The 26,465-nt window shown below is 66.1% G+C and carries 25 protein-coding genes; 19 read left to right on the top strand and 6 right to left on the bottom strand.

Translation table 11 applies throughout. From position 1 onward, the window contains the following. Nucleotides 1–13: 13 nt before the first annotated feature. The 5 genes from ACOI2T_RS24105 to ACOI2T_RS24085 all read left to right on the top strand — a co-directional run bounded on the left by ACOI2T_RS24105 (nt 14) and on the right by ACOI2T_RS24085 (nt 4,190). The gene (locus ACOI2T_RS24105; protein WP_409505473.1) at nt 14–1,225 is read left to right on the top strand and encodes a cysteine desulfurase family protein; all 1,212 of its coding nucleotides are present in this window, start codon (nt 14–16) and stop codon (nt 1,223–1,225) included. Next, a complete protein-coding gene (gene mnmA / locus ACOI2T_RS24100) occupies nt 1,225–2,292 on the top strand; it encodes a tRNA 2-thiouridine(34) synthase MnmA (RefSeq protein WP_409505472.1) in 1,068 nt (355 codons plus the stop codon). The genes ACOI2T_RS24105 and mnmA overlap by 1 nt, the downstream gene beginning before the upstream one ends. 4 nt (nt 2,293–2,296) lie before the next feature. Further along, nucleotides 2,297–3,307, top strand: coding sequence for a uroporphyrinogen decarboxylase/cobalamine-independent methonine synthase family protein (locus tag ACOI2T_RS24095; protein WP_409505471.1), 1,011 nt, complete (start codon nt 2,297–2,299; stop codon nt 3,305–3,307). Nucleotides 3,308–3,378: 71 nt separating this feature from the next. Continuing rightward, nucleotides 3,379–3,873, top strand: a complete 495-nt coding sequence (locus ACOI2T_RS24090; RefSeq protein WP_409505470.1) for an SRPBCC family protein — start codon at nt 3,379–3,381, stop codon at nt 3,871–3,873. After that, complete coding sequence (locus ACOI2T_RS24085; RefSeq protein WP_067857363.1) at nt 3,870–4,190, top strand: ArsR/SmtB family transcription factor; 321 nt, start codon at nt 3,870–3,872, stop codon at nt 4,188–4,190. Before ACOI2T_RS24090 ends, ACOI2T_RS24085 begins: the two co-directional genes overlap by 4 nt. Nucleotides 4,191–4,847: 657 nt before the next feature. Here ACOI2T_RS24085 and ACOI2T_RS24080 read toward each other — a convergent pair. Next, nucleotides 4,848–6,422: a 4-coumarate--CoA ligase family protein gene (locus ACOI2T_RS24080; protein WP_409505469.1), complete on the bottom strand. Its 1,575-nt coding sequence runs from the start codon at nt 6,420–6,422 to the stop codon at nt 4,848–4,850. 12 nt (nt 6,423–6,434) lie between these two features. Beyond that, nucleotides 6,435–6,836: an MmcQ/YjbR family DNA-binding protein gene (locus ACOI2T_RS24075; protein ID WP_409505468.1), complete on the bottom strand. Its 402-nt coding sequence runs from the start codon at nt 6,834–6,836 to the stop codon at nt 6,435–6,437. A 97-nt stretch (nt 6,837–6,933) separates the two neighbouring features. On the opposite strand from ACOI2T_RS24075, the gene ACOI2T_RS24070 reads away from it, so the two are divergent. The 9 genes from ACOI2T_RS24070 (at nt 6,934) to ACOI2T_RS24030 (ending at nt 16,905) form a co-directional block, all read left to right on the top strand. Then, nucleotides 6,934–7,527: a class I SAM-dependent methyltransferase gene (locus tag ACOI2T_RS24070; protein WP_409505547.1), complete on the top strand. Its 594-nt coding sequence runs from the start codon at nt 6,934–6,936 to the stop codon at nt 7,525–7,527. A gap of 40 nt (nt 7,528–7,567) precedes the next feature. Beyond that, nucleotides 7,568–9,679, top strand: a complete 2,112-nt coding sequence (gene ligA / locus ACOI2T_RS24065; protein ID WP_409505467.1) for an NAD-dependent DNA ligase LigA — start codon at nt 7,568–7,570, stop codon at nt 9,677–9,679. A gap of 239 nt (nt 9,680–9,918) precedes the next feature. After that, nucleotides 9,919–11,154, top strand: a complete 1,236-nt coding sequence (locus ACOI2T_RS24060; protein ID WP_409505466.1) for a hypothetical protein — start codon at nt 9,919–9,921, stop codon at nt 11,152–11,154. A gap of 50 nt (nt 11,155–11,204) precedes the next feature. Beyond that, nucleotides 11,205–12,209, top strand: coding sequence for an AAA family ATPase (locus ACOI2T_RS24055; protein ID WP_085145236.1), 1,005 nt, complete (start codon nt 11,205–11,207; stop codon nt 12,207–12,209). 6 nt (nt 12,210–12,215) lie between these two features. Continuing rightward, complete coding sequence (locus ACOI2T_RS24050; protein ID WP_409505465.1) at nt 12,216–13,091, top strand: DUF58 domain-containing protein; 876 nt, start codon at nt 12,216–12,218, stop codon at nt 13,089–13,091. Then, a complete protein-coding gene (locus tag ACOI2T_RS24045) occupies nt 13,078–13,554 on the top strand; it encodes a hypothetical protein (protein WP_085145238.1) in 477 nt (158 codons plus the stop codon). The genes ACOI2T_RS24050 and ACOI2T_RS24045 overlap by 14 nt, the downstream gene beginning before the upstream one ends. Further along, nucleotides 13,545–14,636 (top strand): vWA domain-containing protein, encoded by a 1,092-nt coding sequence (locus ACOI2T_RS24040; protein ID WP_409505464.1) that lies wholly within the window; start codon nt 13,545–13,547, stop codon nt 14,634–14,636. Before ACOI2T_RS24045 ends, ACOI2T_RS24040 begins: the two co-directional genes overlap by 10 nt. Beyond that, entirely contained in the window at nt 14,633–15,700 is a 1,068-nt protein-coding gene (locus ACOI2T_RS24035; protein ID WP_067853975.1) for a vWA domain-containing protein, read from the top strand. Before ACOI2T_RS24040 ends, ACOI2T_RS24035 begins: the two co-directional genes overlap by 4 nt. After that, on the top strand, nt 15,697–16,905 hold the full coding sequence (locus ACOI2T_RS24030) for a hypothetical protein (RefSeq protein ID WP_409505463.1): 1,209 nt from the start codon (nt 15,697–15,699) through the stop codon (nt 16,903–16,905). Before ACOI2T_RS24035 ends, ACOI2T_RS24030 begins: the two co-directional genes overlap by 4 nt. 7 nt (nt 16,906–16,912) lie before the next feature. Here the strand turns inward: ACOI2T_RS24030 and ACOI2T_RS24025 are convergent, their stop codons facing one another. Next, nucleotides 16,913–17,581, bottom strand: a complete 669-nt coding sequence (locus tag ACOI2T_RS24025) for an ACT domain-containing protein (protein WP_409505546.1) — start codon at nt 17,579–17,581, stop codon at nt 16,913–16,915. 82 nt (nt 17,582–17,663) lie between these two features. On the opposite strand from ACOI2T_RS24025, the gene gatC reads away from it, so the two are divergent. The 3 genes from gatC (at nt 17,664) to ACOI2T_RS24010 (ending at nt 20,538) form a co-directional block, all read left to right on the top strand. Next, a complete protein-coding gene (gatC, locus tag ACOI2T_RS24020) occupies nt 17,664–17,963 on the top strand; it encodes an Asp-tRNA(Asn)/Glu-tRNA(Gln) amidotransferase subunit GatC (protein ID WP_067853980.1) in 300 nt (99 codons plus the stop codon). Then, complete coding sequence (gene gatA / locus ACOI2T_RS24015) at nt 17,960–19,441, top strand: Asp-tRNA(Asn)/Glu-tRNA(Gln) amidotransferase subunit GatA (protein ID WP_409505462.1); 1,482 nt, start codon at nt 17,960–17,962, stop codon at nt 19,439–19,441. Before gatC ends, gatA begins: the two co-directional genes overlap by 4 nt. Before the next feature lie 65 nt (nt 19,442–19,506). Further along, on the top strand, nt 19,507–20,538 hold the full coding sequence (locus ACOI2T_RS24010) for an ATP-dependent 6-phosphofructokinase (protein WP_067853986.1): 1,032 nt from the start codon (nt 19,507–19,509) through the stop codon (nt 20,536–20,538). A gap of 55 nt (nt 20,539–20,593) precedes the next feature. Here the strand turns inward: ACOI2T_RS24010 and ACOI2T_RS24005 are convergent, their stop codons facing one another. Continuing rightward, entirely contained in the window at nt 20,594–21,292 is a 699-nt protein-coding gene (locus tag ACOI2T_RS24005) for an isochorismatase family protein (protein WP_198538961.1), read from the bottom strand. A 312-nt stretch (nt 21,293–21,604) separates the two neighbouring features. Between ACOI2T_RS24005 and ACOI2T_RS24000 the strand changes: the two genes are divergently transcribed. Next, complete coding sequence (locus ACOI2T_RS24000) at nt 21,605–22,378, top strand: SDR family NAD(P)-dependent oxidoreductase (RefSeq protein WP_409505461.1); 774 nt, start codon at nt 21,605–21,607, stop codon at nt 22,376–22,378. Between the two features lie 54 nt (nt 22,379–22,432). Here the strand turns inward: ACOI2T_RS24000 and ACOI2T_RS23995 are convergent, their stop codons facing one another. After that, the gene (locus ACOI2T_RS23995; RefSeq protein WP_409505545.1) at nt 22,433–23,698 is read right to left on the bottom strand and encodes an MmgE/PrpD family protein; all 1,266 of its coding nucleotides are present in this window, start codon (nt 23,696–23,698) and stop codon (nt 22,433–22,435) included. Between the two features lie 8 nt (nt 23,699–23,706). Continuing rightward, entirely contained in the window at nt 23,707–24,603 is an 897-nt protein-coding gene (locus ACOI2T_RS23990; protein ID WP_409505460.1) for an NAD(P)-dependent oxidoreductase, read from the bottom strand. 411 nt (nt 24,604–25,014) lie between these two features. Between ACOI2T_RS23990 and ACOI2T_RS23985 the strand changes: the two genes are divergently transcribed. Next, on the top strand, nt 25,015–26,424 hold the full coding sequence (locus ACOI2T_RS23985) for an MFS transporter (RefSeq protein WP_421874503.1): 1,410 nt from the start codon (nt 25,015–25,017) through the stop codon (nt 26,422–26,424). Nucleotides 26,425–26,465: the final 41 nt, after the last annotated feature.

Genomic DNA, 26,465 nt, shown 5'->3' with positions numbered 1-26,465 from the left:
TTCTGGAGAGGTTATGACCTCTACCTCGACCGCGTCCTCTGGCCGGCAGGTCTACCTCGATCATGCCGCGACGACGCCGATGCACCCAGCCGCCATCGAGGCGATGACGGCTGTCCTGGCGAGCGTCGGCAACGCCTCGTCGTTGCACGGATCGGGCCGGTCGGCCCGCCGCCGGATGGAGGAAGCGCGCGAGGCCCTGGCGCAGCTTCTCGGTGCCCGGCCGTCGGAGGTGATCTTCACCGCAGGAGGTACCGAGAGCGACAACCTCGCGGTCAAGGGCATCTACTGGGCGCGGCGTGACGCCGAACCGGCGCGGCGCCGGATCGTCACGACGTCGGTCGAGCATCATGCCGTGCTCGACGCCGTCCAGTGGCTCGTCGACCACGAGGATGCGGAGGTGACGTGGCTGCCCGTCGATGCCGAAGGAGCCGTCTCGCCTGCCGCCCTGCGTGAGGCGCTTGCCGGTGACGATGTCGCCCTGGTCTCGATCATGTGGGCCAACAACGAGGTCGGCACCATCATGCCCATCGCCGAACTCGCGGCCGTCGCCGCTGAATTCGACGTTCCGATGCACAGCGACGCGATCCAGGCGGTCGGGCAGATCCCGGTCGACTTCGCCGCCAGCGGGCTTGCGGCGATGAGTATCGCCGCGCACAAGTTCGGCGGCCCGATGGGCGTCGGTGCGTTGTTGCTGCGCCGTGACACCGCATGTGTGCCGCTGCTGCACGGTGGTGGCCAGGAACGTGACGTGCGTTCGGGCACACCGGATGTGGCCGGTGCGGTGGCGATGGCCACGGCGGCCAAGGTCGCGATCGCGGGCCTTGCCGACAACAGTGCCCGCATCCAGGCTTTGCGTGATCGCCTGATCGAGGGCGTGTTGTCGACCATCGACGACGCTTACCTCAACGGTGCCCGTGGCGCCGACCGGCTGCCGGGCAACACTCACTTCACTTTCCGTGGCTGCGAAGGGGATTCGTTGCTGATGCTGCTCGATGCGAAGGGTGTCGAGTGCTCGACCGGCTCGGCCTGCACCGCTGGGGTGGCGCAGCCGTCGCACGTGCTGATCGCCATGGGCGCCGATGCGGCAAATGCCCGCGGGTCGCTGCGACTGTCGTTGGGGCACACCACTACCGACGCCGACGTCGAGGCCGCGCTGGAAGTGCTGCCCGCGGCGGTCGAGCGGGCCAGGCAGGCGGCGCTCGCGAGTGCGGGAACGGTGAGCTGATGCGGGTCTTGGTCGCGATGAGCGGCGGGGTGGATTCGTCGGTGGCCGCCGCCCGGATGGTCGACGCCGGCCATGAGGTGGTCGGCGTGCACCTGGCGCTGTCGTCGGCGCCCGGCACGCTGCGCACCGGGTCACGGGGCTGCTGTTCGAAGGAGGATGCGGGTGATGCCCGCCGCGTCGCCGACATCCTCGAAATCCCGTTCTATGTCTGGGATTTCGCCGATCGTTTCAAGGACGACGTGATCGACGACTTCGTCGAGTCCTATGCGCGCGGTGAGACCCCGAACCCGTGTGTGCGGTGCAACGAGAAGATCAAGTTCTCCGCACTGGCGGCCAGGGCGCTCGCGCTGGGCTTCGACGCCGTCGCCACCGGACACTACGCACGGCTCTCGGAGGGTCGGCTGCGCCGGGCCGTCGACGCCGACAAGGACCAGTCCTATGTGCTCGGCGTCCTGACCGCCGAGCAGCTGCGGCACGCGCTGTTCCCGATCGGCGACACCCCCAAGCCGCAGATCCGGGCCGAGGCTGCCCGCCGCGGCCTGGCCGTTGCGGAAAAGCCCGACAGTCACGACATCTGCTTCATCCCGTCCGGCGACACCCAGGCGTTCCTCGGCGCGCGAATCGGCGTCCGCCGCGGCTCGGTTGTCGACACGAGTGGGACGGTGCTCGCCGAGCACGACGGTGTCCACGGTTTCACGATCGGTCAGCGCAAGGGTCTCGGTATCGCCGGGCCGGGCGCGGACGGCAGGCCCCGCTATGTCACATCGATCGACGCGGTGAGCGGCACGGTGCGCGTGGGATCGGTCGAGGACCTCGAGGTGCGGGAGCTCGTCGGCGACAAGCCCGTGTTCACCAGCGGGACGCCGTTCACCGGGCCGGTCGAAGGCCAGATCCAGGTGCGCGCGCACGGCGGTATCACCGATGCCGTGGCCGAACTGCGGGATGGCCGGCTCGTGGTCAGCCTGCGCGTGCCGCTGCACGGTGTGGCGCCCGGGCAGACCATGGTGCTCTACCGGCCGGACCCGGCCGGTGACGAGGTCATCGCCAGCGCGACCATCGCGCGGTGAGCGCGTGAGCATTTTCGCGGCAGCGACCGGAGTCGGGTCCTGGCCGGGCACCACGGCGCGGCAAGCGGCCGAAGTCGTTGTCGGAGAGTTGCATACGCTGTCACATTTGGTGGAGCTTCCGGCTCGCGGGCTCGGCGCGGATCTGATCGGCCGAGCCGGAGCCCTGCTGGTCGACATCGGCATCGACACAGTGCCGCGCGGCTACCGCATCGCGTCGGGCCGCAGCACTGCGCTACGCCGCGCGGTCAGCCTGCTCGGCGAGGACATCGACGCGTTGGAAGAGGCGTGGGAGCGGGCGGGGCTGCGGGGTAGCGGACGCGCGGTCAAGGTGCAGGCGCCCGGCCCGATCACGCTCGCCGCCCAATTGGAGCTGAGCGGGGGACATCGCGCCATCACCGACCGTGGCGCGTTGCGCGATCTGGCGGCCTCGCTGGCGGAGGGGGTCGCCCTGCACCGGGCGGAGGTGGCCCGCCGGCTGGATACGCCGGTCGTGGTGCAGTTCGACGAACCCTCGCTGCCCGCCGCGCTGCAGGGCAGGCTGACCGGCGTCACGAGCCTGACCCCGGTGCATCCGGTCGACGAGCCGCTGGCGATGAGCCTGCTCGACGCGTGTGTCGCCGCGGCGGGAGCAGATGTCGCATTGCACAGCTGTGCCGCCGAGCTGCCCTGGAAAGCGTTGCTGCGCAGTACCATTCACGCCGTATCCGTCGACGTGTCGACGCTGGCACCCGGCGATCTCGACGGTGTCGGTGAATTCGTGGACTCGGGCCGCACGGTGCTGCTTGGCGTCGTGCCGGGCAGCGCACCCGAGCGCAAGCCGTCGTCGGAGGAGGTCGCGAAATCAGCGGTGGTGCTGACCGACCGGCTCGGGTTCTCCCGCGCCGTGCTGCGTGACCGGATCGGCATCACCCCGGCGTGCGGACTGGCCGGAGCCACCCCCCAGTGGGCGCGCACGGCGATCGAGCTCGCGCAAAAGGCCGCTGACGCATTCGCCGAGGATCCCGACGCGATCTGAGCCAGAAGCAACCGAAAGGTTGCGCTTCGCGTGGTTCAGTCCTACGCTGAGAAGCAACTGAAAGGTTGCATATGAGTACTGATCGTATCGAGAAGGAAGTCCTGCTGCGTGCGCCCCTGGATCGCGTGTGGCGGGCCATCAGCGACGCCGACGAGTTCGGGCGGTGGTTCGGAGTCCGCTTCGACGGCCCGTTCGTCGCGGGCACATCGGTCACCGGGAGGATCACGCCCACCGAGGTGGACGAAGAGGTCGCCGCCATGCAGGAGCCCTACACCGGCCAGGCCGACACCTGGCAGATCGTCGCCGTCGAGGCGCCGCACCGGCTCGCGTTCCGCTGGCATCCCTATGCCGTCGACCAGGATTCCGACTATTCGGCCGAACCCACCACACTCGTCGAGTTCAGCCTGTCCGAGGCCGCGGACGGGGTGTTGCTGCGCATCGTCGAATCGGGATTCGACGCAATTCCAGCCGAACGCCGGGCCTCCGCCTTCGAAGCCAACAGTGACGGTTGGGCACACCAGACCGAACTGGTGCGCAAGTATCTGGCATTGCACGAGTCGGTGTGACCGCCGTCGACGAACGCGCGCCACTCTTTGACGCGCTGGGCGATCCCAACCGATTGCGGATCGTCACCCGACTCTGCGACGGCGGCCCATGCTCGACCGCGCAACTGACCGAGGTCATCGCGGTCTCACGGCAGGCCGCGACCAAGCACCTGCTGTTGATGGAGGCAGTCGGTCTGGTGAGCAGCCATCGTCAAGGCCGAGAACGGATCTGGGAGATCCGGCCCGAACCACTCGCCGAGGCCAGCGACTACCTGACCGCACTGTCCCGCCGCTGGGATCGCGCGATCGATCGGTTGCGTGCCTACGTCGAGGACTAGCGGGGCGCTGTTTGGGTGCGTTTGCGTTTGCGTTTGTCACGCTAGCGTGGCTCTGGGGTTGGGCCGTCACTCTGGTGTGACATTGGCGGGCAAGCTTTTTCGCGTGCTGGCGTGTTTGTCACGCTAGCGTGGCTGTGGGCGTCGGCTGCCACTCTGGTGTGACGTTGGCGGGTGGGCCGTCTCGTGTGCTGGTGTGTTTGTCACGCTAGCGTGGCGGTGGCATTCGGCTGTCACTCTGGTGTGACGTTGGCGGGTGGGCCGTCTCGTGTGCTGGTGTGTTTGTCACGCTAGCGTGGCGGTGGCATTCGGCTGTCACTCTGGTGTGACATTGGTGGGCAGGCCGTCTCGTGTGCTGGTGTGTTTGTCACGCTAGCGTGGCGGTGGGATTCGGCCGTCGCTCTGGTGTGACATTGGCGGGTGGGCCGTCTCGTGTGCGTGCGCGTTTGTCACGCTGGCGTGGCTGTGGGGTTGGGCCGTCACTCTGGCGTGACAATGGCGGGCAAGCCTTCTCGCGTGCGTGTGCGTTTGTCACGCTAGCGTGGCGCCTGGCGTCGGCTGTCACTCTGGCGTGACAATCGCGGGCGGACAGGGCAATCGCACCCAGGCAATCGCGGGCCGGCCGCGTTGGCTGCGCACCCGGCCAAGAACCCCGCGAAACTACTTGCCGCGCAATTGCCGACGGAGGATCTTGCCCGCCGCCGATTTCGGCACGGCATCGATGAACTCGACTTGCCGGACCTTCTTGTACGGGGCGACCTGGTCGGCGACGAACGCGATCACTTCGTCGCCGGTCAGGTCGGCGTCAGGTTGTTTGACCACAAAGGCTTTCGGCACTTCTTCGCCGGATTCGCTGTCGTGCACGCCGATGACGGCGGCGTCGGCGATGCGCGGATGGGTCAGCAGAACCGCTTCGAGTTCGGCGGGCGGCACCTGATAGCCCTTGTATTTGATGAGCTCTTTGAGCCGGTCGACGATGTAGACGCAGCCGGTGGCATCGACTTTGGCGAGATCGCCGGTGTGCAGAAAACCGTCGGCGTCGATGGTTTGGCGGGTCGCCTCTTCATTGCCGAGGTAACCTGCCATCACGTTGGGGCCCTTGAACCACAGTTCGCCGGTCTCACTCAAACCCTCTGCCGGAATGCCGATCTCGGCACCGGTATCCGGATCGACGAGCTTGCTCTCGGCATTGGGCACGGTCCATCCGCATGAGTCGAGTGGTGCCACCTTGCCGATCGTGGCGAGTCCGCCGTCGTGCGGGGTGATGTGGCTGACGGGGCTGAGCTCGCTCATGCCGTAGCCCTGTACGACGTTGCACCCCAACCGTTTTGCCACGGCGTGGCCGAGTTCGGCATCGAGCGATGCCGCACCCGACATGATGCCCCGCAGGGATGAGAGATCATACGAGTCGACGAGCGGATGCTTGGCCAATGCGACGGCCACCGGGGGAGCGATATAGGCGTACGTGCACTTGTGGGCGGCGATGTTGCCGAGGAATTCTTGGAGATCGAATGACGGCATGATGATCAGCCGTGCCCGCGCGTGCAGTGCGGCGTTGAGCAGCACGGTCATCCCGTAGATGTGAAAGAAGGGCAGGACGGCCAGCAGGCGGTCGTCGGCCTGCATGCCCTGCAGCGGCCGGATCTGGGCCACGTTGGCGGTCAGATTCCCGTGAGTGAGCATGACGCCCTTGGGATTTGCCGTCGTGCCCGAGCTGTAGGGCAGCACGGCGAGATGTGTCGCCGGGTCGAAGCTCACGTCGGGGGCGCGATGTCCGTCGGGCAGGCCCGCGCCGTCGAGGACCACCACCTGGTCCTCACCGAGACCGGCTCCGCTCGCACCTTCGACGGCCTGCGGCAGCAGCGCGTTGACCGTGATGAGCATTTTCGCCTTGGCATCGGTCAGCTGCTTGGCAATGTCCTTGGCGGTGAACAAGGCGTTCACCGTGGTCGCGGTGGCGCCCGAGCGGAGAATGCCGTGGAAGGCGATCGCGAACGCCGAGCTGTTCGGTGACAGCAGGGCGACCACGTCACCGGGTCCGATGCCGCGCGCGGCGAGCGCACCGGCGAATGCATCGATGCGCTTTACCAGCTCGCCGTACGTGGTCTCGGCGCCGCTCTTGGCGTCGACGAGGGCGATCCGGTCGGCGTCGGCCGCGGTGAGGTCGGCGAACAGATATTCGTAGACGCTCACCGTGGGGATCTGGACAGCGGGAAAGGGGCTCGCGAAACTCAAGGGTGCCTCCGGTCAGCGTTCGTCGAGTTGTTTGATGAGCTTCTTCGGTGCGACCAAGCGGAACGAGGCGTCGACGAGTTCACGCACTTCGTCCCAATCGACCTTCGCCGCAGTGAAATCCAGGCCCAGCCACCCGAACGGTCCCATATAGGCGGGGAAGTAGAAGCGGCGGTCCTGTTCGAGCGCTTTGCGGTCGCTGTCGTCGACCTTGACCAGCACTGAGTGCGGGTAGGCAATCATCTCGCCCGGGGTCTCGGTCTTGGCATTACCGCCGTACATGGCGAACATCTTCGGCGCACAGAACACCGGCCGCCCCCACGACACCTTCTCGAACGCCTCCGGGAAAGCCAACGTGATGGCACGCAGCTCAGGCAGCCCGGGATCGTCGTCGCTGAACATGATCGGGTGCGGCATGTCGTCAGAGTAGCGGCATGAAGCAATACCGCAGGTACTAAATTAGGGTAGCCTTACCTCATCACGACTCTGGAGGTGCTCGATGCCCAGTACCTGGTTGGATGGCCTGGCCCGGCAAACGCGCCGCGCGACAGGCACCTTTCCCTACCCTCATCAGGCCGCTTTCTTTCTGAACAACCCACTGCGGCGTCTCACGGGCAGTCACGACCGGGCGGCGAGAAGCCTTGAGCTCACCGGGTCGGAGCGGGTCCTGGAACTGGGCCCCGGCCCCGGATACTTCAGCGTGGCGATCGCCCGCAGGCTCACCACCGGCCGCCTTGACTTGTTCGACATCCAACCCGAAATGCTCGACAAGGCCAGACACGCGCTCGACCGCGCCGGCTGCTACAACAACGGGTTCCACGTCGGCGAGGCCGATGCCGGGCTGCCGTTCGACGACGACACCTTCGACGTGGCGTTCCTGGCCGCGGTGATCGGTGAAGTACCCGACCGGCCGGCGTGCCTGCGATCGCTGCATCGCGTCATCAAGCCAGGCGGCCTGTTGGTGTTCCGGGAGGGATTCCCGGACCCAGACCGGCTCAGCGTCAACGAGTTACGCGATCTCGCCGAATCCGAGGACTTCGTCTTCCAGGATGCCGGCGGGGATCGCTGGCATGACATCGTGCGGTTTCGGCGCCTGCCGTTGGCCTGACCCGTCCCGGCCTGTCGCAGGGCTCGGATAGCCTGCCAGAGTGAGCGCGAAGCAAACCGGAGATCCCGAGACGGTGCTGCCCGAACAGCCCGACGCCGATGTGCGGCGACGCTGGCAGGAGTTGGCCGACGAGGTACGTGAGCACCAGTTCCGGTACTACGTCAGAGACGCGCCGATCATCTCCGACGCCGAGTTCGACAAGCTGCTGCGTGAACTGCAGGCCCTCGAGGATTCACACCCAGAGCTGCGCACCCCGGATTCGCCCACGCAGCTCGTGGGTGGCGCCGGGTTCGCGACCGACTTCGCTCCGGCCGAGCATCTGGAGCGAATGTTGTCGCTGGACAACGTCTTCGATTCCGATGAGCTGACTGCCTGGGCTGCCCGCATCAGCGGCGAGACCGGGGATGCCGCCCACTACCTGTGCGAGCTGAAGATCGACGGCGTCGCGTTGGCGCTCGTCTACCGGAACGGCCGGCTCGTGCGGGCGGCCACCCGTGGTGACGGCCGCACCGGTGAGGACGTCACGCTCAACGCCCGCACGATCGACGACATCCCCGAGCAGCTCACCGCATCCGACGAGTTCCCGGTGCCGGACGTCCTCGAGGTGCGCGGTGAGGTCTTCTTCCGGGTGTCCGACTTCGAAGACCTCAATGCGGGACTGGTCGCCGAGGGCAAACCACCGTTCGCCAACCCGCGCAACAGTGCCGCCGGCTCACTGCGGCAGAAGAACCCGGCGGTCACCGCGCGGCGCAAGCTGCGGATGATCTGTCACGGGCTCGGCCGTGTGGAGGGCAATGCAGGGTTCACCTTCAAAACGCTGCACGACGCCTACCTCGCGCTCGGTGCGTGGGGGCTGCCGGTCTCCGAACACACCGTCCGGGTGTCCGGCGTCGCCGAGGTCGCCGAACGGATCGCGTACTGGGGCGAACACCGCCACGACGTCGAACACGAAATCGACGGCCTCGTCGTCAAAGTCGACGAGGTCGCGCTGCAGCGCCGGCTGGGCTCGACCTCGCGGGCGCCCCGCTGGGCCGTGGCCTACAAGTACCCGCCCGAGGAAGCCACCACCAAGCTGCTCGACATCCGGGTCAGCGTGGGGCGCACCGGCCGCGTCACGCCGTTCGCCTACATGGAACCGGTCAAGGTCGCCGGCTCGACGGTCGGACTCGCCACCCTGCACAACGCCACCGAGGTCAAACGCAAAGGCGTGCTGATCGGGGACACCGTGGTGATCCGCAAAGCCGGCGACGTGATCCCCGAGGTGCTCGGGCCGGTCGTGGACCTGCGCGACGGTTCCGAACACGAGTTCGTCATGCCCACAACGTGTCCCGAGTGCGGGACGGTGCTGGCGCCGGCCAAGGAGGGCGACGCCGACATCCGCTGTCCGAACACCCGCAGCTGCCCGGCACAGTTGCGTGAGCGGGTTTTCCACGTCGCCGGGCGCGGTGCATTCGACATCGAAGGCCTGGGCTACGAAGCCGCGACCGCGTTGCTGCAGGCCGGCGTCATCGCTGACGAAGGGGACCTGTTCACCCTCACCGCCGACGAACTACTGCGCACCGAGCTGTTCACCACCAAGGCCGGTGAGCTGTCGGCCAACGGCAAGCGGCTGCTGGCCAATCTCGACAAGGCGAAGGCGCAGCCCCTGTGGCGCGTCCTCGTGGCCCTGTCCATCCGCCACGTCGGACCGACCGCGGCGCGCGCGCTGGCGACCGAGTTCGCGAGCCTAGACGCGATCGTCGAAGCCTCGGAGGAAAGGTTGGCCGGCGTCGAGGGCGTCGGGCCGACGATCGCGGCCGCCGTGGTCGATTGGTTCACCGTCGACTGGCACCGGGCGATCGTCGACAAGTGGCGCGCGGCCGGCGTGCGGATGGCCGACGAGCGCGACGCCAGCGTGGAGCGCACGCTCGAAGGCCTGTCGATCGTGGTCACTGGTTCGTTGCCGGGCTTTTCGCGCGACGAGGCCAAGGAAGCGATCATCAGCCGCGGTGGCAAGGCCGCCAGTTCGGTCTCGAAGAAGACGGCCTACGTGGTCGCCGGGGATGCTCCCGGATCGAAATACGACAAAGCCGTCGAACTGGGCGTGCCGATTCTCGATGAGGACGGATTCCGGCAACTCCTGGCCGAGGGTCCGCCGCCAGCTTCGGAATAGGCCGGGAGTCTCTGTTCTCGCACCGACGGTCGCCGACCCCGCAGCAAAGTTGCTGAAATCGGCGGACGGCGATTGTTCACCGTACCGCGGGTCCGGAAAATTGATGTCGGCGCGCCCAGCAATGGCTGGTTACAATGCCTCCGAGCGATGGAAAGTTCCGGGCTTGTTTGTGCGCAGTGATCAAGTTGCGAGAAGTGGGGTTTGCCGGTGAGGCGCTGGCCACGGTTGGGGGTTCTGCTGTGACGAATTGGCCAGGAGGACAGGGCTACGGAGGCCCCAGCCCGATCGGCGGTTCGGGTGGTCAGGGGGGTGGCAACCCGCCCGGCGGATGGGGTGCCCCGCCGCCGGTTCCGCCGCCGGTTCCGCCGCAGCAACCGCCGCCCCAGCAGTGGTCACCGCAGCAGCCGCCGGCCTGGGGTCAGCCCGGCCAGCAGGGCTGGCCCGGCGGGCCCCAGCAACAGCCGGGACCCCAGTTCGGTTCGCAGTTCGGCGGCTTCGAGCCCGCGCCGGGCGGTCCGCGACGAAACCGCAAGGCCCTCCTGGTCACCATCGGCGCGGGTGTGGCGGTGTTGTTGGTGATCGTTGTGGTCGGTGTGATCGCGTTGACCGGCGGCGGGGGAAGCGGCGGGTCCAGCGACTCCGCAGGCGCGACAGTGCAGGGCTACCTTGAGGCGCTGGCCAAGGGCGACGCGGAAGCGGCGCTGAGTTTCGGGCGCGACCAACCCGCGTCCAAGGAACTGTTGACCGATGAGATCCTCAAGCAGCAGATCGAGAAGATGCCGATTTCGAACATCCGGATCCTGGGTGACGATTCGAAGAGCAGCGATATCGGTTATGCCCAGGTGCACGTGACGGCGAATTTCGGCGACCAGGTCTCCGACTCCACGTTCTCGATGAGAAAAATGGGCGGCAAGTGGAAGCTCGATTCCGCGGCGGCACGGCTCGACTTTTCGAGCCAGGCGTCAAGCAAAGCAGCGAGCAGCCTGACGGCGTTCGGTAAACCGGTCGGCACATCGGTCGTTTATGTGTTCCCCGGTTACGTCGAATGGGGCTCGAACAACAAGAATCTCGCCGTGGAGGGCAAACCACTGCTGCTGGATTCCTTGACGGGCTACGCCGGCGGCACCTTTCCCACCTTCAAGTTGAGCGATTCGGCGCATCAAGAAATCGTCTCCAGCATCAAGGGTCTGCTGGACGGGTGCGCGCGCTCCCGGCAGCTGTCGCCGCCGGACTGTCCGCAGAGTCTGTACGAGTACGGAGCGGTCGACGGCACGGTGGAGTGGCAGGCGCCGAGCGCCGACGACGCCCAGATTTCGTTCTCCGAGTATTCGATGTCGGCCAGCATCTCGATGTCGGGCAGCTTCGGCTACTCGGTGCAGGGTCGCGACGGCGCCCGGTTGACCGGCACGGAGACCTTCTCGATCTACGGGGACGCCGACCTCAGCCAAACCCCGCCAACAGTCAAGTTGAACTGAGCGTCAGTCAGCGCCATTCGGCGGTCCGACCATGCACCGAAAGTGAACAGATGACGACAGCCGCGCGTGTTCAACCCAACCAGCACGAGATGGCGAACGCCCATCGCATAGTCAACGCGATCGCCCAGGTGTTCTCCAGCAAAGTCGTCGGGCAGGAGAATCTGCGCGAGTCGCTCCTGATCGGCGTGCTCACCGGCGGCCACATTCTGTTGGAAAGCGTTCCGGGGCTCGCCAAGACAACGGCCGCCCGGGTGGTGGCCGATTCGATATCCGGTGGGTTTCAACGTATTCAGTGCACTCCCGACTTGCTGCCGAGCGACATCATCGGGACGCAGATCTACGACTCGTCCTCGGGCCAGTTCGTCACCCAACTCGGCCCGGTGCACACCAACATCGTCCTGCTCGACGAGATCAACCGTTCCAGCGCCAAGACGCAGAGCGCCATGCTCGAGGCGATGGAGGAACGGCAGACGACGATCGCAGGCAAGCTGTACCCGATACCCGAGCCGTTCGTGGTCATCGCCACCCAGAACCCGGTCGACCAGGAGGGCACCTATCCGCTCTCCGAGGCGCAGACCGACCGGTTCATGCTGAAAGAGGTACTGCGGTATCCGACGCCGCAGGAGGAGGCCGAGGTCATCTTCCGTATCGACGCCGGTGTCTACGATCGCGGCGAGAAGCCGAGACCGGTTGTGGGCCTTGAGGATATGCGGCGTCTGCAGAACGTGGTGCGCAGCGTCCACCTGGACCCGGTGCTGGTGCACTACATCACCCAGCTCATCAACGTCACCCGCAACCCGCAGCAGTTCCTGCCGCCGCAGATGGCGAAGCTCGTGCAGTACGGCGCGAGTCCGCGGGCCAGCATCGCGTTCAGCCGGGCAGCTCGGGCGCTGGCGGTCCTGCAGGGCCGCAATCACGTTCTCCCGGACGACATCCAGAAGTTGGCCCACCGCGTGCTGCGGCACCGGCTGATCCTCGGTTTCGAAGCCGCGCGGCTCAACGTCACATCCGAGACGATCATCGACGCGGTGTTGCAGTCGGTCCGAGTGCCCTGACCGGACATGGGCAAGTACCTCAATCGCGCCAAGCAGTACTTCGGTACGGACGCCAGGGGCCTGCTGGAGGGCGGTCGGTACGCGCTACTGCACACCAGGACACTGGAACTCGACGACCTGCGGCCCTATGTGGCCGGTGACGACGTCCGCGACATCGACTGGAAGGCATCCGCCCGCGCGGGCTCGGTGCTGATCAAGCGGTTCGTCTCCGAACGCCATCACAAGATCCTGCTCGTCGCCGACGCCGGGCGCAACATGTCGGCCTTGACCCCCGCCGGCGAGGTGAAACGCGAGGTCGCGACCAACGTGATGGGCGCCATCGGCCTGATCGCGACGGGACGCAGCGACGAAGTCGGCATGGTCTACGGGGATTCCAGGGGCTCGGCCAACATCCGTAACCGACGCGGGGAAACCCATATCGAGAGCATGCTCGAGCATTACTACGGCCACAGCTACGGCGACGTCGGCCCCACCGACATCGTCAGCCAGCTCGAGTTCGTGGCCCGCGCCCACCGGCGCCGGTTGTTGCTGATCGTCGTCTCCGACGAACCAGATATCAGTCCCCGGCTCGACGAAGTACTCAAACAGCTTGTCGGACAACACGAAATGATCTGGTTGATGGTCACCGACATGCCGGCGGTCGGAGCCGACGACGGCGAGCACGATGGGTTCGACGTGGCCACCGGGCGGTTCGTGCTCAACGGAGCCACCCTCGGGCCGCGCGTCGTTGCCGCCTACCGGGCCGCTGAACAGGCCCGGGTCGCGCAGCTCGACGATTTCCTCGCCTCGCACGAGATCTCGTTCGCGCGAATCGGAAGCAGCGTGGAGATCCGCGACCGGATCGTCGAGATGAACGAGGTGTTCAGCAATGCCGTCCGATGACCTGTTGCGGTTCGTCGGCGGGCCGCTGCCGTTCTCGTTGTGGTGGTTGTGGTTCGGGCTCCTGCTGATCGCACTCGTGATCGCCTGGTGTGTGGGTGTTTACGTGTGGACGATGTCTCCGGCGCGGCTGCGGACCATCCCCGTGATCGGCAGCCTGCACGGCAAGCTGGTGCGGCAGCGATTCGCCCGAACCGTGCGACGCACGAACGAGCAGTTCTTGGCCGGCGGCCTTTCACCGCAACAGGCCGGCGCCAACGTCAGCCGCACAGTGCGCAGCTTTCTCTTCGTCGCCACCGGAGTGCGCGCCCAGTATCTGCACGCCGGCGACATCGCGACAGGTGAACTCGCTGCCGCAGGCCCACTGTTGCACGCGCTCAACGACGTTCAGTTCAACCGCGGTGCGCGCGCCGACATGGTCGCGCTGGGCCGGTCCGCCGAGGAGTTGATCCGGTCATGGACCTGAAATGGTGGCCGGTGATCATCGCCGGCGTGGTGTGCCTGCTGGCCGCCGTCGCTGCCGCCGCGCTGCTGCCGATGGCGAAGGTCGAGCGGGTGCTGCGGCCGTTGGCGCACGTCGACCGGCTCACACGGCTGCCCGAGTACGCACGGGTGTACCGCATCTACTTCCTGTCGATGATCATCACCGGGGTGCTGTTGTTGGCCACGTTCGCCGCGGCTCTCACCGCGAGCGCACGCCCCATCGGCGCGTCGACCACGACGAAGGAATTCGACACCGAGCACCCCGAAGACATCATGCTGTGCGTGGGTGAGCCGGTCACCGACCCGACCACCGCCAACTTCCTCAACTACTACGCGCAGCAGGCGAAGTCATTCGACACCCAGCGGATCGGGCTGACGTCGTCGAGTCTGCGGGTGGTGCCGCTGACCCGCGATCACGAGTATGCCGCCCAGCGGTTCGAGTACTTCGCGAAAATGGCGCGGATCCAACAGGATCTGGACACGAACCGCGACGTGTCGGACGCCGATCGCGCCGAATTGCAGACGGGGATCGAGAAGTTCGCCCAGTCGATCACCTACGTGGACTATGCCCGCAGCGTCGAGGACATCCTGGCCTTGTGCCTGACCGGTTTCCCGTCGTTCGAAGGCAAGAGCCAGCACCGCAGATCGCTGGTGTACATCGGGTACAGCGCATTCCGGTCGCCCGACGAGCAGCGGGCCCAGCTCTACACCGAGCAGGCGATCAAGGACATGGCGACGAAGGCCGGTGTCCAGATCAACGTCATCTCGCGATCGGATGTGACCGAGAGTTCACCCGAGGCCAACAATCGGCTGCAGTCAATCTCCGAAGCGACGGGTGGAAAGTTCTCGCTCTACAACCCTGCCGGTACCGCACAGACCGAGGCAGGGGAGGACGCCACCCTGACGCGGCTGCTCGACGAGATCCGCGACAACCCACCGGAAGTCGTGTTGTCCAGCGGGCGAGTGGTGACGAGCGAGTCGTGGGACGCGCCGCGCGATGCGCTTCTCGCCGCGGTGGTGGCAGCGGTGCTGCTCTGCGTGTCGTTGGCGGTGCTGCGTCGATGACCTTCGATCCGATCCTGTCCCCGATGCTGCTGTTCGTCGTCGGCATCGTGCTGATCGTCATCCGGATGTTCGCGTTGTACCGCGTCCTCGTCCGCACCGGGACCGGTCAGTACCGGCGTGTCGTGCTGCGATGGTGCGGGCTCACCCTTGCGGTGCTGATGCTCGTCTTCGCCGCTGCGCGGCCGGGATTCGATCTCGACGACGGCGAACAGCCCGAACAACCGCAGGGCACGCTGGCGGTGGATCCGAACCTCAACGTCTTTTTCCTGGTGGACCGTTCGGTCAACTCTCGGGTGGAGGACTTCGGTGACCGCGAAACTCGGATGACCGGCATCCGCGCCGACATCGAGTCGCTGATCAACGAGTACCCGCGCGCGCGATTCGGCGTGATCTCCTTCGCTTCGAAGGCGGTGCTCGACTGGCCGCTGTCCGACGACTCGTGGAGCCTGAACTCGATGGTGCACGGGATGTCGCCGTACACGTTGGTGGCACCGGACGCGATGTACCAAACCGACCCGACCGCCGCCAGAGACGTTCTGAAACAACAGCTCGAGGCGGCCGCGACCCGCTTCCCGGATTCCAAGAGCCTGGTGTTCTATTTCGGGGAGGGCGGTGGTGGGAGCCGCGTGGACGACGCACCGTTCGACCTGCCGGATGGCGCCGTCACCGGTGGGGCCGTTCTGGGCTACGGCACCCCGGCGGGCGGGCCGATACCGCAGGGCTGGGTGGACGGCACCAAGGTGTACCAGAGTGATCCGGGCACCGGCGCGCCGCTGAACTCCGTTCTCGACGAGTCGAAGCTCAAGGAGATCGCCGAAGAGCTCGGGGTTCCGTACTTCCATCGCGAAGCCGGGCAGCCGATCACCGCGGTACTGCCTGCGGTGGATCTGTCCACGACGTCGGCTGACGACGAAAACGCGGTCAAGGCATCGAAATTCGTCGAGCGGCGCGAACTGTTCTGGGTGTTCACGATGCTCGCGGCCATCTTGGTGCTCGTCGAGATCGCCTTGACCATCCGCGAGTTCAGGCGAAACCGCATGTCGCGCAAGGACGTAACCGCATGATGCTCAAGCAGGCCCCCGCGGCGGCGGTGAACGAGGCGTTCCGGCGGATCCGCACCGCGTTCCGGTCCGGGCCGTCGCGGCTGCGGCTACGGCGGCGGCTGTACCTCTATTCGGCCCCGGTGCTCATCGTGCTGCTCGCGGTCGCCGCGAAGATGATCAGCGTGGTGATCGCGGGCAATTCGGCGGTGACGGATTTCGACCGCCACGACATCGACGCGTTGCGTGGGGACATCTCGATCCTCGAGTTCGTCGACGTCATCGACCCGGCCAAGACGTCCTTCGCGACGGGCGACCTCATGGTGCTGGAGGGCAGGCTGGCCGACGCCGAGGCACGGTTTCAAGAATCACTGTCGCGGACCGACGCCGCGGCGTCGTGCCCGGTGCGGGTGAACCTGGAGTTGGTACAGGAAACGTTGGGCGACATAGCCACCCGCAGCAACGACAGGGCGGCGGCCGAAAAGTGGTACAACACTGCGATTTCGGTCGTGAAGGAAGCCCCGGCACAGTGTTTCGAAGGCAACGACGACGCCAACGAAGATCGGCGCGCCATCCGGGCCGAAGCGCTGCCGCGCCTCGAGCAGAAGCTGAAGAACCTGGACCGGCCACCCCCACCGCCGCCGTCTCCACCGGAGACCATCACGCCGCCACCACCGCCGACCTCGCTGACCCCGACCTCGGCGCCGCCCCTGCCGGGTCTGGGTGGCGGTGGATCTCCGTCGCCGTCGCCCGGGGCGCCACCGTCGCAAGGTGAATCCCCCGGGGGGTCGCCATCGCAGGGTGAAACGCCGGGTGCCCAACCGTCACAAGGGCAGGCCCCCGGTGGTCCGCCGTCGGCCGGTCAATCACCTGACGGCGCACCGTCGCCGGGACAAGCGCCCGGCGGCGCCGGCCAGACCCCCGGGGCAGCGCCACCTCCGGGCCCCGGGCCGAACATGCCGTCCCCGCAGGCGCCCGAGCCCACGATGACGCCCGGTCCCGGACCGAACATGCCGACGCCGCCGACCGCGGCCGGTGGCGATGCCCCGGTCGTCGGTCCTGAAGGAGGTGGCCCGGACGTGCTCAACCCGGTCAGCCCTGACCGGTTGCCGAGTGTCGGGGGTGGCACCGCACCGGGCCAGAGGCTGGGTGTCGGACGGGGAGAGCCGCTCGACCAGCTGAAGGATCTGCTCGACAACGCCAACGCGCACGGCGAGAACCGGGAGTGATCGGCGCTCAGCGCAGGATGGTCGCCACGATGCCGGCGAGGTAGCCCAACCGCGCGACCTCCGAGGGCCGGAAACCGGGGCCACCGGGCCTGCCGAGCATCACCGCGGTGTCGTGATCGCCCAGCGGTGCGGCGGCCAGTGTGGTGTCCATGTCGCGCCACACCTGCGGCACCCAGTCCGCGGTGGCGTCGAGTGCGGCCGCTCTCCGTAACGGCAGCCACGGTGCGGATTCCGCCTGGGTTTCTGGCGCGCTGTGACTGGCGGCGACGCGCGCCACCCCGTTGCCCGACGAGTGGACGACCGTGCACCAGCCGACGCGCAGGACGCGGGGCGCTTCCTCGGCGAGGACCTGAAGCCGTGCGGGCTTGGTGTGCGCGGCGGCGATGTGGTCGATCAGCTCGAGTTCGCGGTGCGCCTCCAGCAGCCCCGTGTGTGGCCGGATGCTGTCGACGTAGACGCCGGACAGGTTCTCGGCCGCCGTGATGAGGGTGTCGGGCATCGCGCCGGCAGGCAGTTCGACCACCAGATCGTCGATGGCATAACCCGCACCGCGTTCGACCACGTCGAGCGAGAGAATGTCGGCGCCTACCGAGCCGAGCGCGACTGCGAGGGAGCCGAGGCTGCCCGGCCGATCCTCCAGTTGCACGCGCAGCAGATACGAAGGCACGCGCAACACTGTCGCACAGGGCAGGCGCCCGGGCATGACGGGCACCTGCCGCCCGATCCCGGTCTTCACGGCTTGACTAGGCTGCTTTGTCGTGTCGCAGATCTCCCGAGACGAGGTTGCCCACCTCGCGCGCCTGGCCCGGCTGGCGCTGACCGACGACGAGCTGGACAGTTTCGCCGGCCAGTTGGACGCCATCCTGGGCCACGTCAGCCAGATCCAGTCCGTCGATGTCACCGGCGTCGAGCCCACCGACAACCCGCTGAAAGACGTCAACGTGAGCCGGCCGGACACCGTCGAGCCGTGCCTGTCGCAGGACGAAGCCCTGGCAGCAGCACCGAATGCGGTCGACGGGCGCTTCGCGGTGCCGCGGATCCTGGGAGAGGCAGAATGACCGAGCTGATTCGTCGCGACGCAGCCACCCTGGCCGCACAGATCGCGGCCAAGGAAGTGTCGTCCACGGAGGTGACCCAGGCTCACCTGGATCAGATTTCGGCCACCGACGACCGGTTCAACGCGTTCCTGCACGTGGCCGCCGACGAGGCGCTCGCCGAGGCGGGCCGCATCGACGCCGCTGTCGCGGCCGGCGAACGGCTGCCGTCGCCGCTCGCCGGCGTGCCGTTGGCGCTCAAGGACGTCTTCACCACCACGGACATGCCGACCACGTGTGGGTCGAAGATCCTCGAAGGCTGGCGTTCGCCCTACGACGCCACCGTGACCGCAAAGTTGCGCGCAGCGGGCATCCCGATCCTCGGCAAGACCAACATGGACGAGTTCGCCATGGGCTCGTCGACGGAGAACTCGGCGTACGGCCCGACCCGTAACCCGTGGAACACCGAGCGGGTACCCGGCGGGTCGGGCGGAGGCAGTGCCGCCGCGCTGGCGGCCTACCAGGCGCCGCTCGCGATCGGCTCCGACACCGGCGGGTCCATCCGCCAACCCGCTGCGCTCACCGCGACCGTCGGCGTCAAGCCGACCTACGGCACGGTGTCGCGCTACGGATTGATCGCGTGTGCGTCGTCGCTCGATCAGGGCGGACCGTGTGCGCGCACGGTGCTCGACACCGCGCTGCTGCACGCCGTGATCGCCGGCCACGACCCGCGGGATTCCACGTCCGTCGACGCCGCGGTTCCCGATGTGGTCGCGGCGGCCAAGGCCGGCGCCTCGGGCGACCTGAAGGGTGTCCGGGTCGGCGTCGTCAAGCAGTTGCGCGGCGAGGGCTACCAGCCGGGCGTGTTGGAGTCGTTCAACGCCGCCGTCGAACAGCTCACCGCGCTGGGTGCCGAGGTCACCGAGGTCGATTGCCCGCACTTCGATCACGCGATGGCGGCCTACTACCTGATCCTGCCGTCCGAGGTGTCGAGCAACCTCGCCCGCTTCGACGCCATGCGCTTCGGCCTGCGCGTCGGCGACGACGGCACGCACAGCGCCGAAGAGGTCATGGCTTTGACGCGGGCAGCCGGATTCGGACCGGAAGTCAAGCGCCGCATCATGATTGGCACATACGCGTTGTCGGCCGGCTATTACGACGCCTACTACAACCAGGCGCAGAAGGTGCGCACGCTCATCGCGCGCGATCTGGACCGTGCCTACGAGAACGTCGACGTGCTGGTGTCGCCGGCGACGCCCACCACGGCATTCGGGCTGGGGGAGAAGGTCGACGATCCGTTGGCCATGTATCTGTTCGACCTGTGCACGCTGCCGCTAAACCTGGCCGGGCACTGTGGCATGTCGGTCCCGTCGGGGCTCTCGCCCGACGACGGCCTGCCGGTCGGATTGCAGATCATGGCGCCGGCACTGGCCGACGACCGCCTGTACCGCGTCGGGGCGGCATACGAAGCGGCGCGAGGCCCGCTGCCGAGCGCGCTGTGACCTGATGACATCGTGAACGCCCCTCCGTGCGGCGTGGCTGCTCCAGTGCGGGCAAGATAGAGCTCATGCGGATAGGAGTTCTCACCGGCGGTGGCGACTGTCCTGGCCTGAACGCGGTGATCCGGGCGGTGGTGCGCACGTGCGACCAGCGGTACGGATCGTCCGTCGTCGGGTTCCTCGACGGTTGGCGCGGTCTCTTGGAGGACCGCCGGATCCAGCTGGCCAACGACGACCGCAACGACCGGCTGCTCGCCAAGGGCGGCACGGTGCTCGGCACCGCCCGGGTGAACCCCGACAAGCTGCGGGCCGGGCTGGACCAGATCAAGCAGACGCTGGAGGACAACGGCATCGACGTCCTCATCCCGATCGGGGGTGAGGGCACGCTCACGGCGGCCCATTGGCTGTCGGAAGAGAACGTTCCGGTGGTCGGCGTGCCGAAGACCATCGACAACGACATCGATTGCACCGACGTGACATTCGGCCACGACACGGCGTTGCAGATCGCCACCGAGGCCATCGACCGATTGCACAGCACCGCCGAGTCGCACCAGCGCGTGATGCTCGTCGAGGTGATGGGCAGGCACGCCGGCTGGATCGCGCTGAACGCCGGTTTGGCGTCCGGCGCGCACATGACGCTGATCCCCGAGCAGCCCTTCGACGTCGAAGAGGTGTGCCGGCTGGTCAAGAAGCGGTTCCAGCACGGTTCGTCACATTTCATCTGCGTGGTCGCCGAAGGTGCCAAGCCTGCCGAGGGCACCATGCAGTTGCGGCAGGGCGGCATGGATGAGTTCGGGCACGAGAAATTCACCGGCGTCGCACAGCAATTGGCGCTCGAAGTCGAGAAGCGGATCAAAAAGGACGTTCGGGTCACGGTGCTCGGCCACGTCCAGCGCGGTGGCACGCCGACGGCCTACGACCGTGTGCTGGCCACCCGGTTCGGCGTGAACGCCGCCGATGCCGCGCACGCCGGCGAGTACGGGATGATGGTGTCGCTGCGCGGGCAGGACATCGGGCGGGTGTCGCTCGCCGATGCGACCCGCCAACTCAAGCTCGTGCCGCAGAGCCGCTATGACGATGCCGTGGAGTTCTTCGGCTGAATTATCTTGCGCGAGCAGACATGAACTCGCAGGAATTGGCGTCAGAAAGTGCGATTTACAGCCCCTTGAGGTAATTGATCGTCTGGCGCACGCCGATGACATCCGCGTACTTCATGTGCATGTCGAACAGGTTCACTTTGTGCGAGATCTGGCTGCGGTCGGCCGTGCATTCGTGCGGCACGATCACATGGAAGTTGTACTGGAACGCATCGAGGACGGTGGCGCGAACGCAGCCGCTCGTGGTCATGCCCGTCACGATCGTCGTGTCGCAGCCGGCGTGAATGAGGTAGGACGCCAACGGGGTTCCGAAGAATCCACTCGGCTTGCCGCCCTTGTTGATCACTATCTCGTCAGGCTGTGGGGCGAGTTTGTCGGCGATGACGTCACCGGGCGGTGTTCCCTCGGGTAGCGCGGCTGGGGCGGCGTTGAGTTTCCAGCGGCCACGTTCGGCCGGGAGGGGTTGATGATCTGCCTCCGGATAGGCCTTGGTGAAGAAGATGGGCACGCCTGCTGCGCGCGCTGCCGTCAACAGTTCGGCAGTGGCATCGACCGCCGGATAGCCGGTTTCACTCCAACCGGTCGAATAGGTCGAGTCGACGAACGCCCGCGTCATATCGATCACCAGCACGGCGGGCCGAGTGCCCGCTGTCAGCGGTCGGTCCTCCTTGTCGAACTCGCGCGCGAAACTGGCCAGATCTTCGGCGGGTATCACGCCTTCCCAAGGTTTGGTCTCTGAGTCCATCCCGCTGGTCATTCGTCGCCTCCTGTTGTCTGAACGGCCCGCCCGCGAGTTTGCCGGTGGAAGGCGGCGTGCTTCGTACTGGCGACGCTACTTCATCGGGCGGTTGTTGATGTGACGTTATCGGATATGTCGAACATTAACGCCGAGTTGTGTTTCTGGTCAATGGTTGGCATGGGCTCTGGTCGCACTATCTGGGAAACGCGTGGGAAGTTCTCAGAATTATGCAGGTAGATCTGCTACCAATTCTCATCATCTGGAAACGTAACTGACGGGTCGGGCTTTGATTGTTATTGTCCAACAAATAACCAAATGAAGGGGTGCATCATGGATCTCCGGCTGGCTGACCGAGCGTTTCTGGTAACCGGCGGAACACGCGGTATTGGTCTCGCGACGACTCGACTATTGCTGGACGAAGGGGCGAGTGTCATGGTCGCCGCCCGCACTCCGGCCTCGATAGCCAAGGCGTCGGCCGATCTCGGAGAACAGACGCGCCTGGGATTCGTTCAGGCCGACCTGCGCGAGGCGAACTCGGGCCGAGTGGTCGTGAAGGCAGCAGTAGACCGGTTCGGGCGGCTCGACGGTGTCGTCAACAACGCGTCAGCGTTCTCGATCGACCACGGCCATCCACAGCGCGCGGATTGGGCCGACCTGTTCGAGCTGAAGCTGCTCGGTTACGAGACCGTGGTGCAAGCCGCGCTGGACAGTTTCGGAGACGACGGCAGCGTGGTGAACATCTCGGGGATTGCGTCGAGGCGGTACTGGCCGGAATCGCCGCATGTGAGCGCGGTGAACTCGGCTGTCGAGGCGCTGACCCGACACTACGCCGCGGCGCTGGCGGGACGGCGTATCCGCGTCAACACCGTGGTGCCGGGCACGACTGCGACTGATCGATACCGTGGTCGCGTCCATCGGCTGCAACAACGGGACGGGTTGGATGCTGCGGAGGCGAAGCGCGTCGTCGATGCATCAGTACCGCTGGGGCGGCCGGTAGAGCCCGAGGAAATCGCGGCGGCTGTGGTGTTCCTGCTTTCGGAAGTGTCGGCGAGCACGACCGGAGCCACTCTCGTCGTCGATGGTGGGGCCGTGGTCACGCCGTGATGGCTCACCGCCGCGCGTCGAACCATGCCACGGATCGACGCGCGGCGGACGCGTTCAACCCGCGCGCCAGATCTCCAGCAGCTTGTCGAGCCTGTCCTCAGCCGAGATGCGGTACGCCGCGTCGCAGAGTTCTGGGCTGCCTGATGTCGCGATGCAATGCATACGAAAGTCGGTGGCGTCCCATTCCCGGGTATCACCGTTGCCATCGGCGGTGTATTCCGTGCCATCTGCCAATTCGACACCGATTCGCGCAGACAGCGGATCGATACGGGGGTCGGGGATGACCACCAATTGTCCGGTGTCTTCGAGCAGACGAATATCGAGATCCGGATGAAACTCGCGTAGGGCTTGCAATGCGATGCCCGGAACGCTTGAAATCGACGTTATTGAGGCCCCATTCTGGGAGCCGTACCGTGCTGCGAATGGTGCGACGGTGATTGTCGACCGGGTTGCCTGACCGGTCAGCGTCGGAAGCTTGCCGAACGCGTCGAATATCGATTGCCCGTACATTGCCACGGGATATCGCTTGAATGTGACCGCGTGTACCGCAGGTGCTCCGGGTTGGCGGGTGATCGGCATCGCAGCACCGAACAGCTCGTAATAGCCGTGCCGTGCAGCCAGGTAGTCGGCGCCGATGCGTAGTCCGGCCTGTGCGGCAAGCGCCGCCGACACACCGGCCTGTACGGCAAGTGCCGGCTGTAATCTCCAGCCGTCTCCGGAAGTCGATACCACCGCGAGCGGCCCACCGGCTGTGGTTGCTGCGAGAGCTATTGCATCGCAAGCGGTCTCGCTGGGCAAGTCGAGCATCAGCGCCAATGTGGCGGCGGCGCTGAGTGGGGCGATGACAGAGGTCACGCGCCATCCCCTGCTCGAAACCTGGGGGAGTAACCGTTCGGCGAGCAGGCAGGCGATCTCGTATCCGCCGACAATGGCCCGGAGCACGGCTTGGCCGGTTGGCATGATGCCGGTGATGTCTGCGGCATGCTCGGCCGCGGCGAGTGCCACCGGCACGACAGTCAGTCCCGGATGGGCGGCGACCTCGAAAGAGTCATCAGTCAGACGGGCGTGCATGAGGTAGGCGTTCGCCGCGGCAGCGTTCGGAAGCCAGGCGCCCCTTGACGATCCGGTGACGGTGCACGGCCCATGTCCGGCGGCCAGCACCGAAGCGACCGCGCGATGCCTGGGCGTTCTGCTCGACACGAGCATGTCGGTGAGGGCGGCCGCGAGACAACCTGCCGCGCGTTCGAGCGTCTCGGGATGTGCGGATCGCGCGACCGTCGACGCCGCATCCCACAACGAGTTCGCCGTATCGGGCTCCATCGGTTCGGTCATCCCTGCGCCTCTGGGCTGACTTGCGCAGCCCGCTCGTACACGGTGACGATGTGGGTGCAGTCATCTTCGCCGTACCCGGCCGCGACGGCGTGCTGCCAGCAATCCTGCACGGCGTCACCCAGTGGGGCGACGGCGCCGAGCTCATGAGCCAGCTCGGTATAGAGCGACACATCTTTGAGCGCGCCGGCGGTCGGAAAGCCGAAATCGTAACGCCCGCTGAGGATATGTCTCGGGAACTTCACCGCGGTGGCGGAATTGCGTCCGGAGCTGGCATTCAGCACGTCGAGCGCGACATCGAGCGGAATCCCGGCCTTGCGCGTGATCACCGTCGCTTCTGCTGTCGCGGCCAGGGCTCCCAGCGACAGCACGTTGTTCGCCACCTTCATCGCCTGCGCCTGGCCCGGCTCGGTACCCACCGTGAAGACCTGGTCACCGATCACGGCGAAAACCTCAGCGCATCGGTCAACGGATTCGGGATCGCCGGAGGCGATCACGGTCAGCCGGCCGTGCTCGGCGCCGGCCGCCCCGCCGCTCACCGGAGCATCGACGAACCGGTAGCCGGCCGCCGAAACGATCTCGGCGGCCCGTCGAGCCGCCGACAGTCCGACCGTGGAGGTGTTGATCACGACAGGGCGGTCCACGGCAGGCGTCGCCGCCAGTGCCTGGACGACTGTGTCGAGAACACTCGCCGACGGAAGGCTCAGGACGACGAACGAAGTGGCTTTCGGGAGTGACTCGACATCGTCGTACACGGTGGCGAATCGATGGCTCTCGAACGGCGCGGTGCGATCCGGCACGGGGTCGGTCAAACAGACCCGCCAACCACGGTCGAGGAAACGCCGTGCCATCGGGGTGGCCATTGTCCCTACTCCGATGAATGCGATGTCGTTCATGTGGGCTCTACTCTTTCGTCGATCCCGGTCAATCGGGTGAGATATGGACGTCCCTCGCGGAATGAGTGCTCACCGAGCCGCGGCACGCCCGCTGTCGAGGAGCCGCTGTGGATTAGACAATAACGCAGATGTTCGACATTTGATCGTCGTTCGGGCGACTTGGCCCGATCTTGTGCCTTGTCGCAGTCAGAGGATGTCATGACGTCGAAAAACGCTGCAGGTATTGGTACAGGCGAACCAATTGTCATTCCACGATATGAGATCCGACATGCTGTGGAAGCGGCCGGTCAACGATGGTTCTCATAACGTGGGATTGGATCCATTCTCATCAAATGAGATGAAATCCGTCCGAATGGTGAGACGGTCATTGAACTGTCCATCAATTAAAAGTTGGACCTTAAACACACTGGCTTGTTGACCTACTGTTGCGTCACAATCCAACCCAGGGCACTGTCGCCCCATAGAAAGGTGTCACCCATGGTCGATGCCACACCCGGTCAAACGGTGTCAGTTCCGAAGGTCGCCTTTGCGAGCTTCATCGGTACGTTGATCGAGTTCTTCGACATGTTCATCTTCAGTACCGCATCGGCACTGGTGTTCAACCATTTGTTCTTTCCATCGCTGGATCCCCTCTCCGGCACATTGGCCTCATTCGCAGCTTTCGGTGTCGCATTTGTGGTGCGGCCGTTGGGCGGGGTGGTATTCGGTCATTTCGGCGACCGGCTTGGGCGCAAAACCATGTTGGTCACCAGCTTGGTCCTGATGGGCGTCGGGACCGCGACGGTGGGCCTGCTGCCGACGTACGCGCAGATCGGGATATGGGCGCCGGTCCTACTCGTCGGCACGCGCCTGCTCCAAGGGCTGGCGATCGGTGGTGAGTGGAGTGGTGCGGTGCTCATGGCCGTCGAGCATGCGGCGAAAGGGCGGCGCGCTTTCTACGGGAGTTGGCCGCTGTGTGGTGTTCCCGCGGGGTTGGTGCTTGCCGCCGTGGCTTTCTTTCTCGTCGAACTACTGCCGGAGGATGCGATGCTGGCGTGGGGCTGGCGCATTCCGTTCCTGGCGAGTGCCGTTCTATTGTTGATCGGCCTTTACATTCGAATCCGGATATCGGAATCGCCTGCGTTCCGCGCTGTTCAAGAGGAGCGCCGCGAAGCACGTTATCCCGCAGTCGAGGTGGTCACCAAAGCCCATCGCGGGATCATCACGGCGATCTTCGCGATGGCCGCCAACAGTGTCGTGTTCTACATGGCGACGGTGTTCGCGTTGAGCTACGGCGCCAAGCAAGGCCTGTCGCGCGGTGAGATGCTCGTCGCCGTCATGATCGCGGCCTTGGTTCAGATCGTGACGCTGCCCATTGCGGCTGTCTTCGCCGACCGGCTCGGCAGAAGGCCGGTGATGTTGGCCGGTTGCCTGATCGCGATTGCGATGGCGTTCCCATTCTTCTGGTTGCTCGACACGGGGTACTTCGGCGCTGCGGTGATCGCGATGATCATTGCGGTTCCCGTGATTCATTCGATGACGTATGCGCCGATGGCAAGCTTCATATCCGAGCTGTTCGAGACGCGTCTGCGATACAGCGGATCGGCGATCGGTTACCAATTCGGCAGCATGACGTGGAGCGCGCCGGTGCCGTTCATCGCAGCTGCGCTGTTCGCCTGGGCCGGCTCGAGCTGGCCGCTCTCCGTCTACATCGTCATCGGCGGCTTGGTGTCGTTCGTCGCGATATATGGCGCACGCGAGTCCTACCGGGACGACATCGTCGATGTCGAGGCGGCAATGCCGACCGGGCATCCGAAAGCTGAATCGGCCGAAGCGTTGTAGGCAGGCCGCTGGCTGCTCAGAACCGGCCGAGCAGGGGACAC

The sequence above is a fragment of the Mycolicibacterium wolinskyi str. Jessa 2025 genome (assembly GCF_049241375.1).
Lineage (GTDB): Bacteria > Actinomycetota > Actinomycetes > Mycobacteriales > Mycobacteriaceae > Mycobacterium > Mycobacterium wolinskyi.
This window is presented reverse-complemented; position numbering and strand designations above follow the sequence as displayed.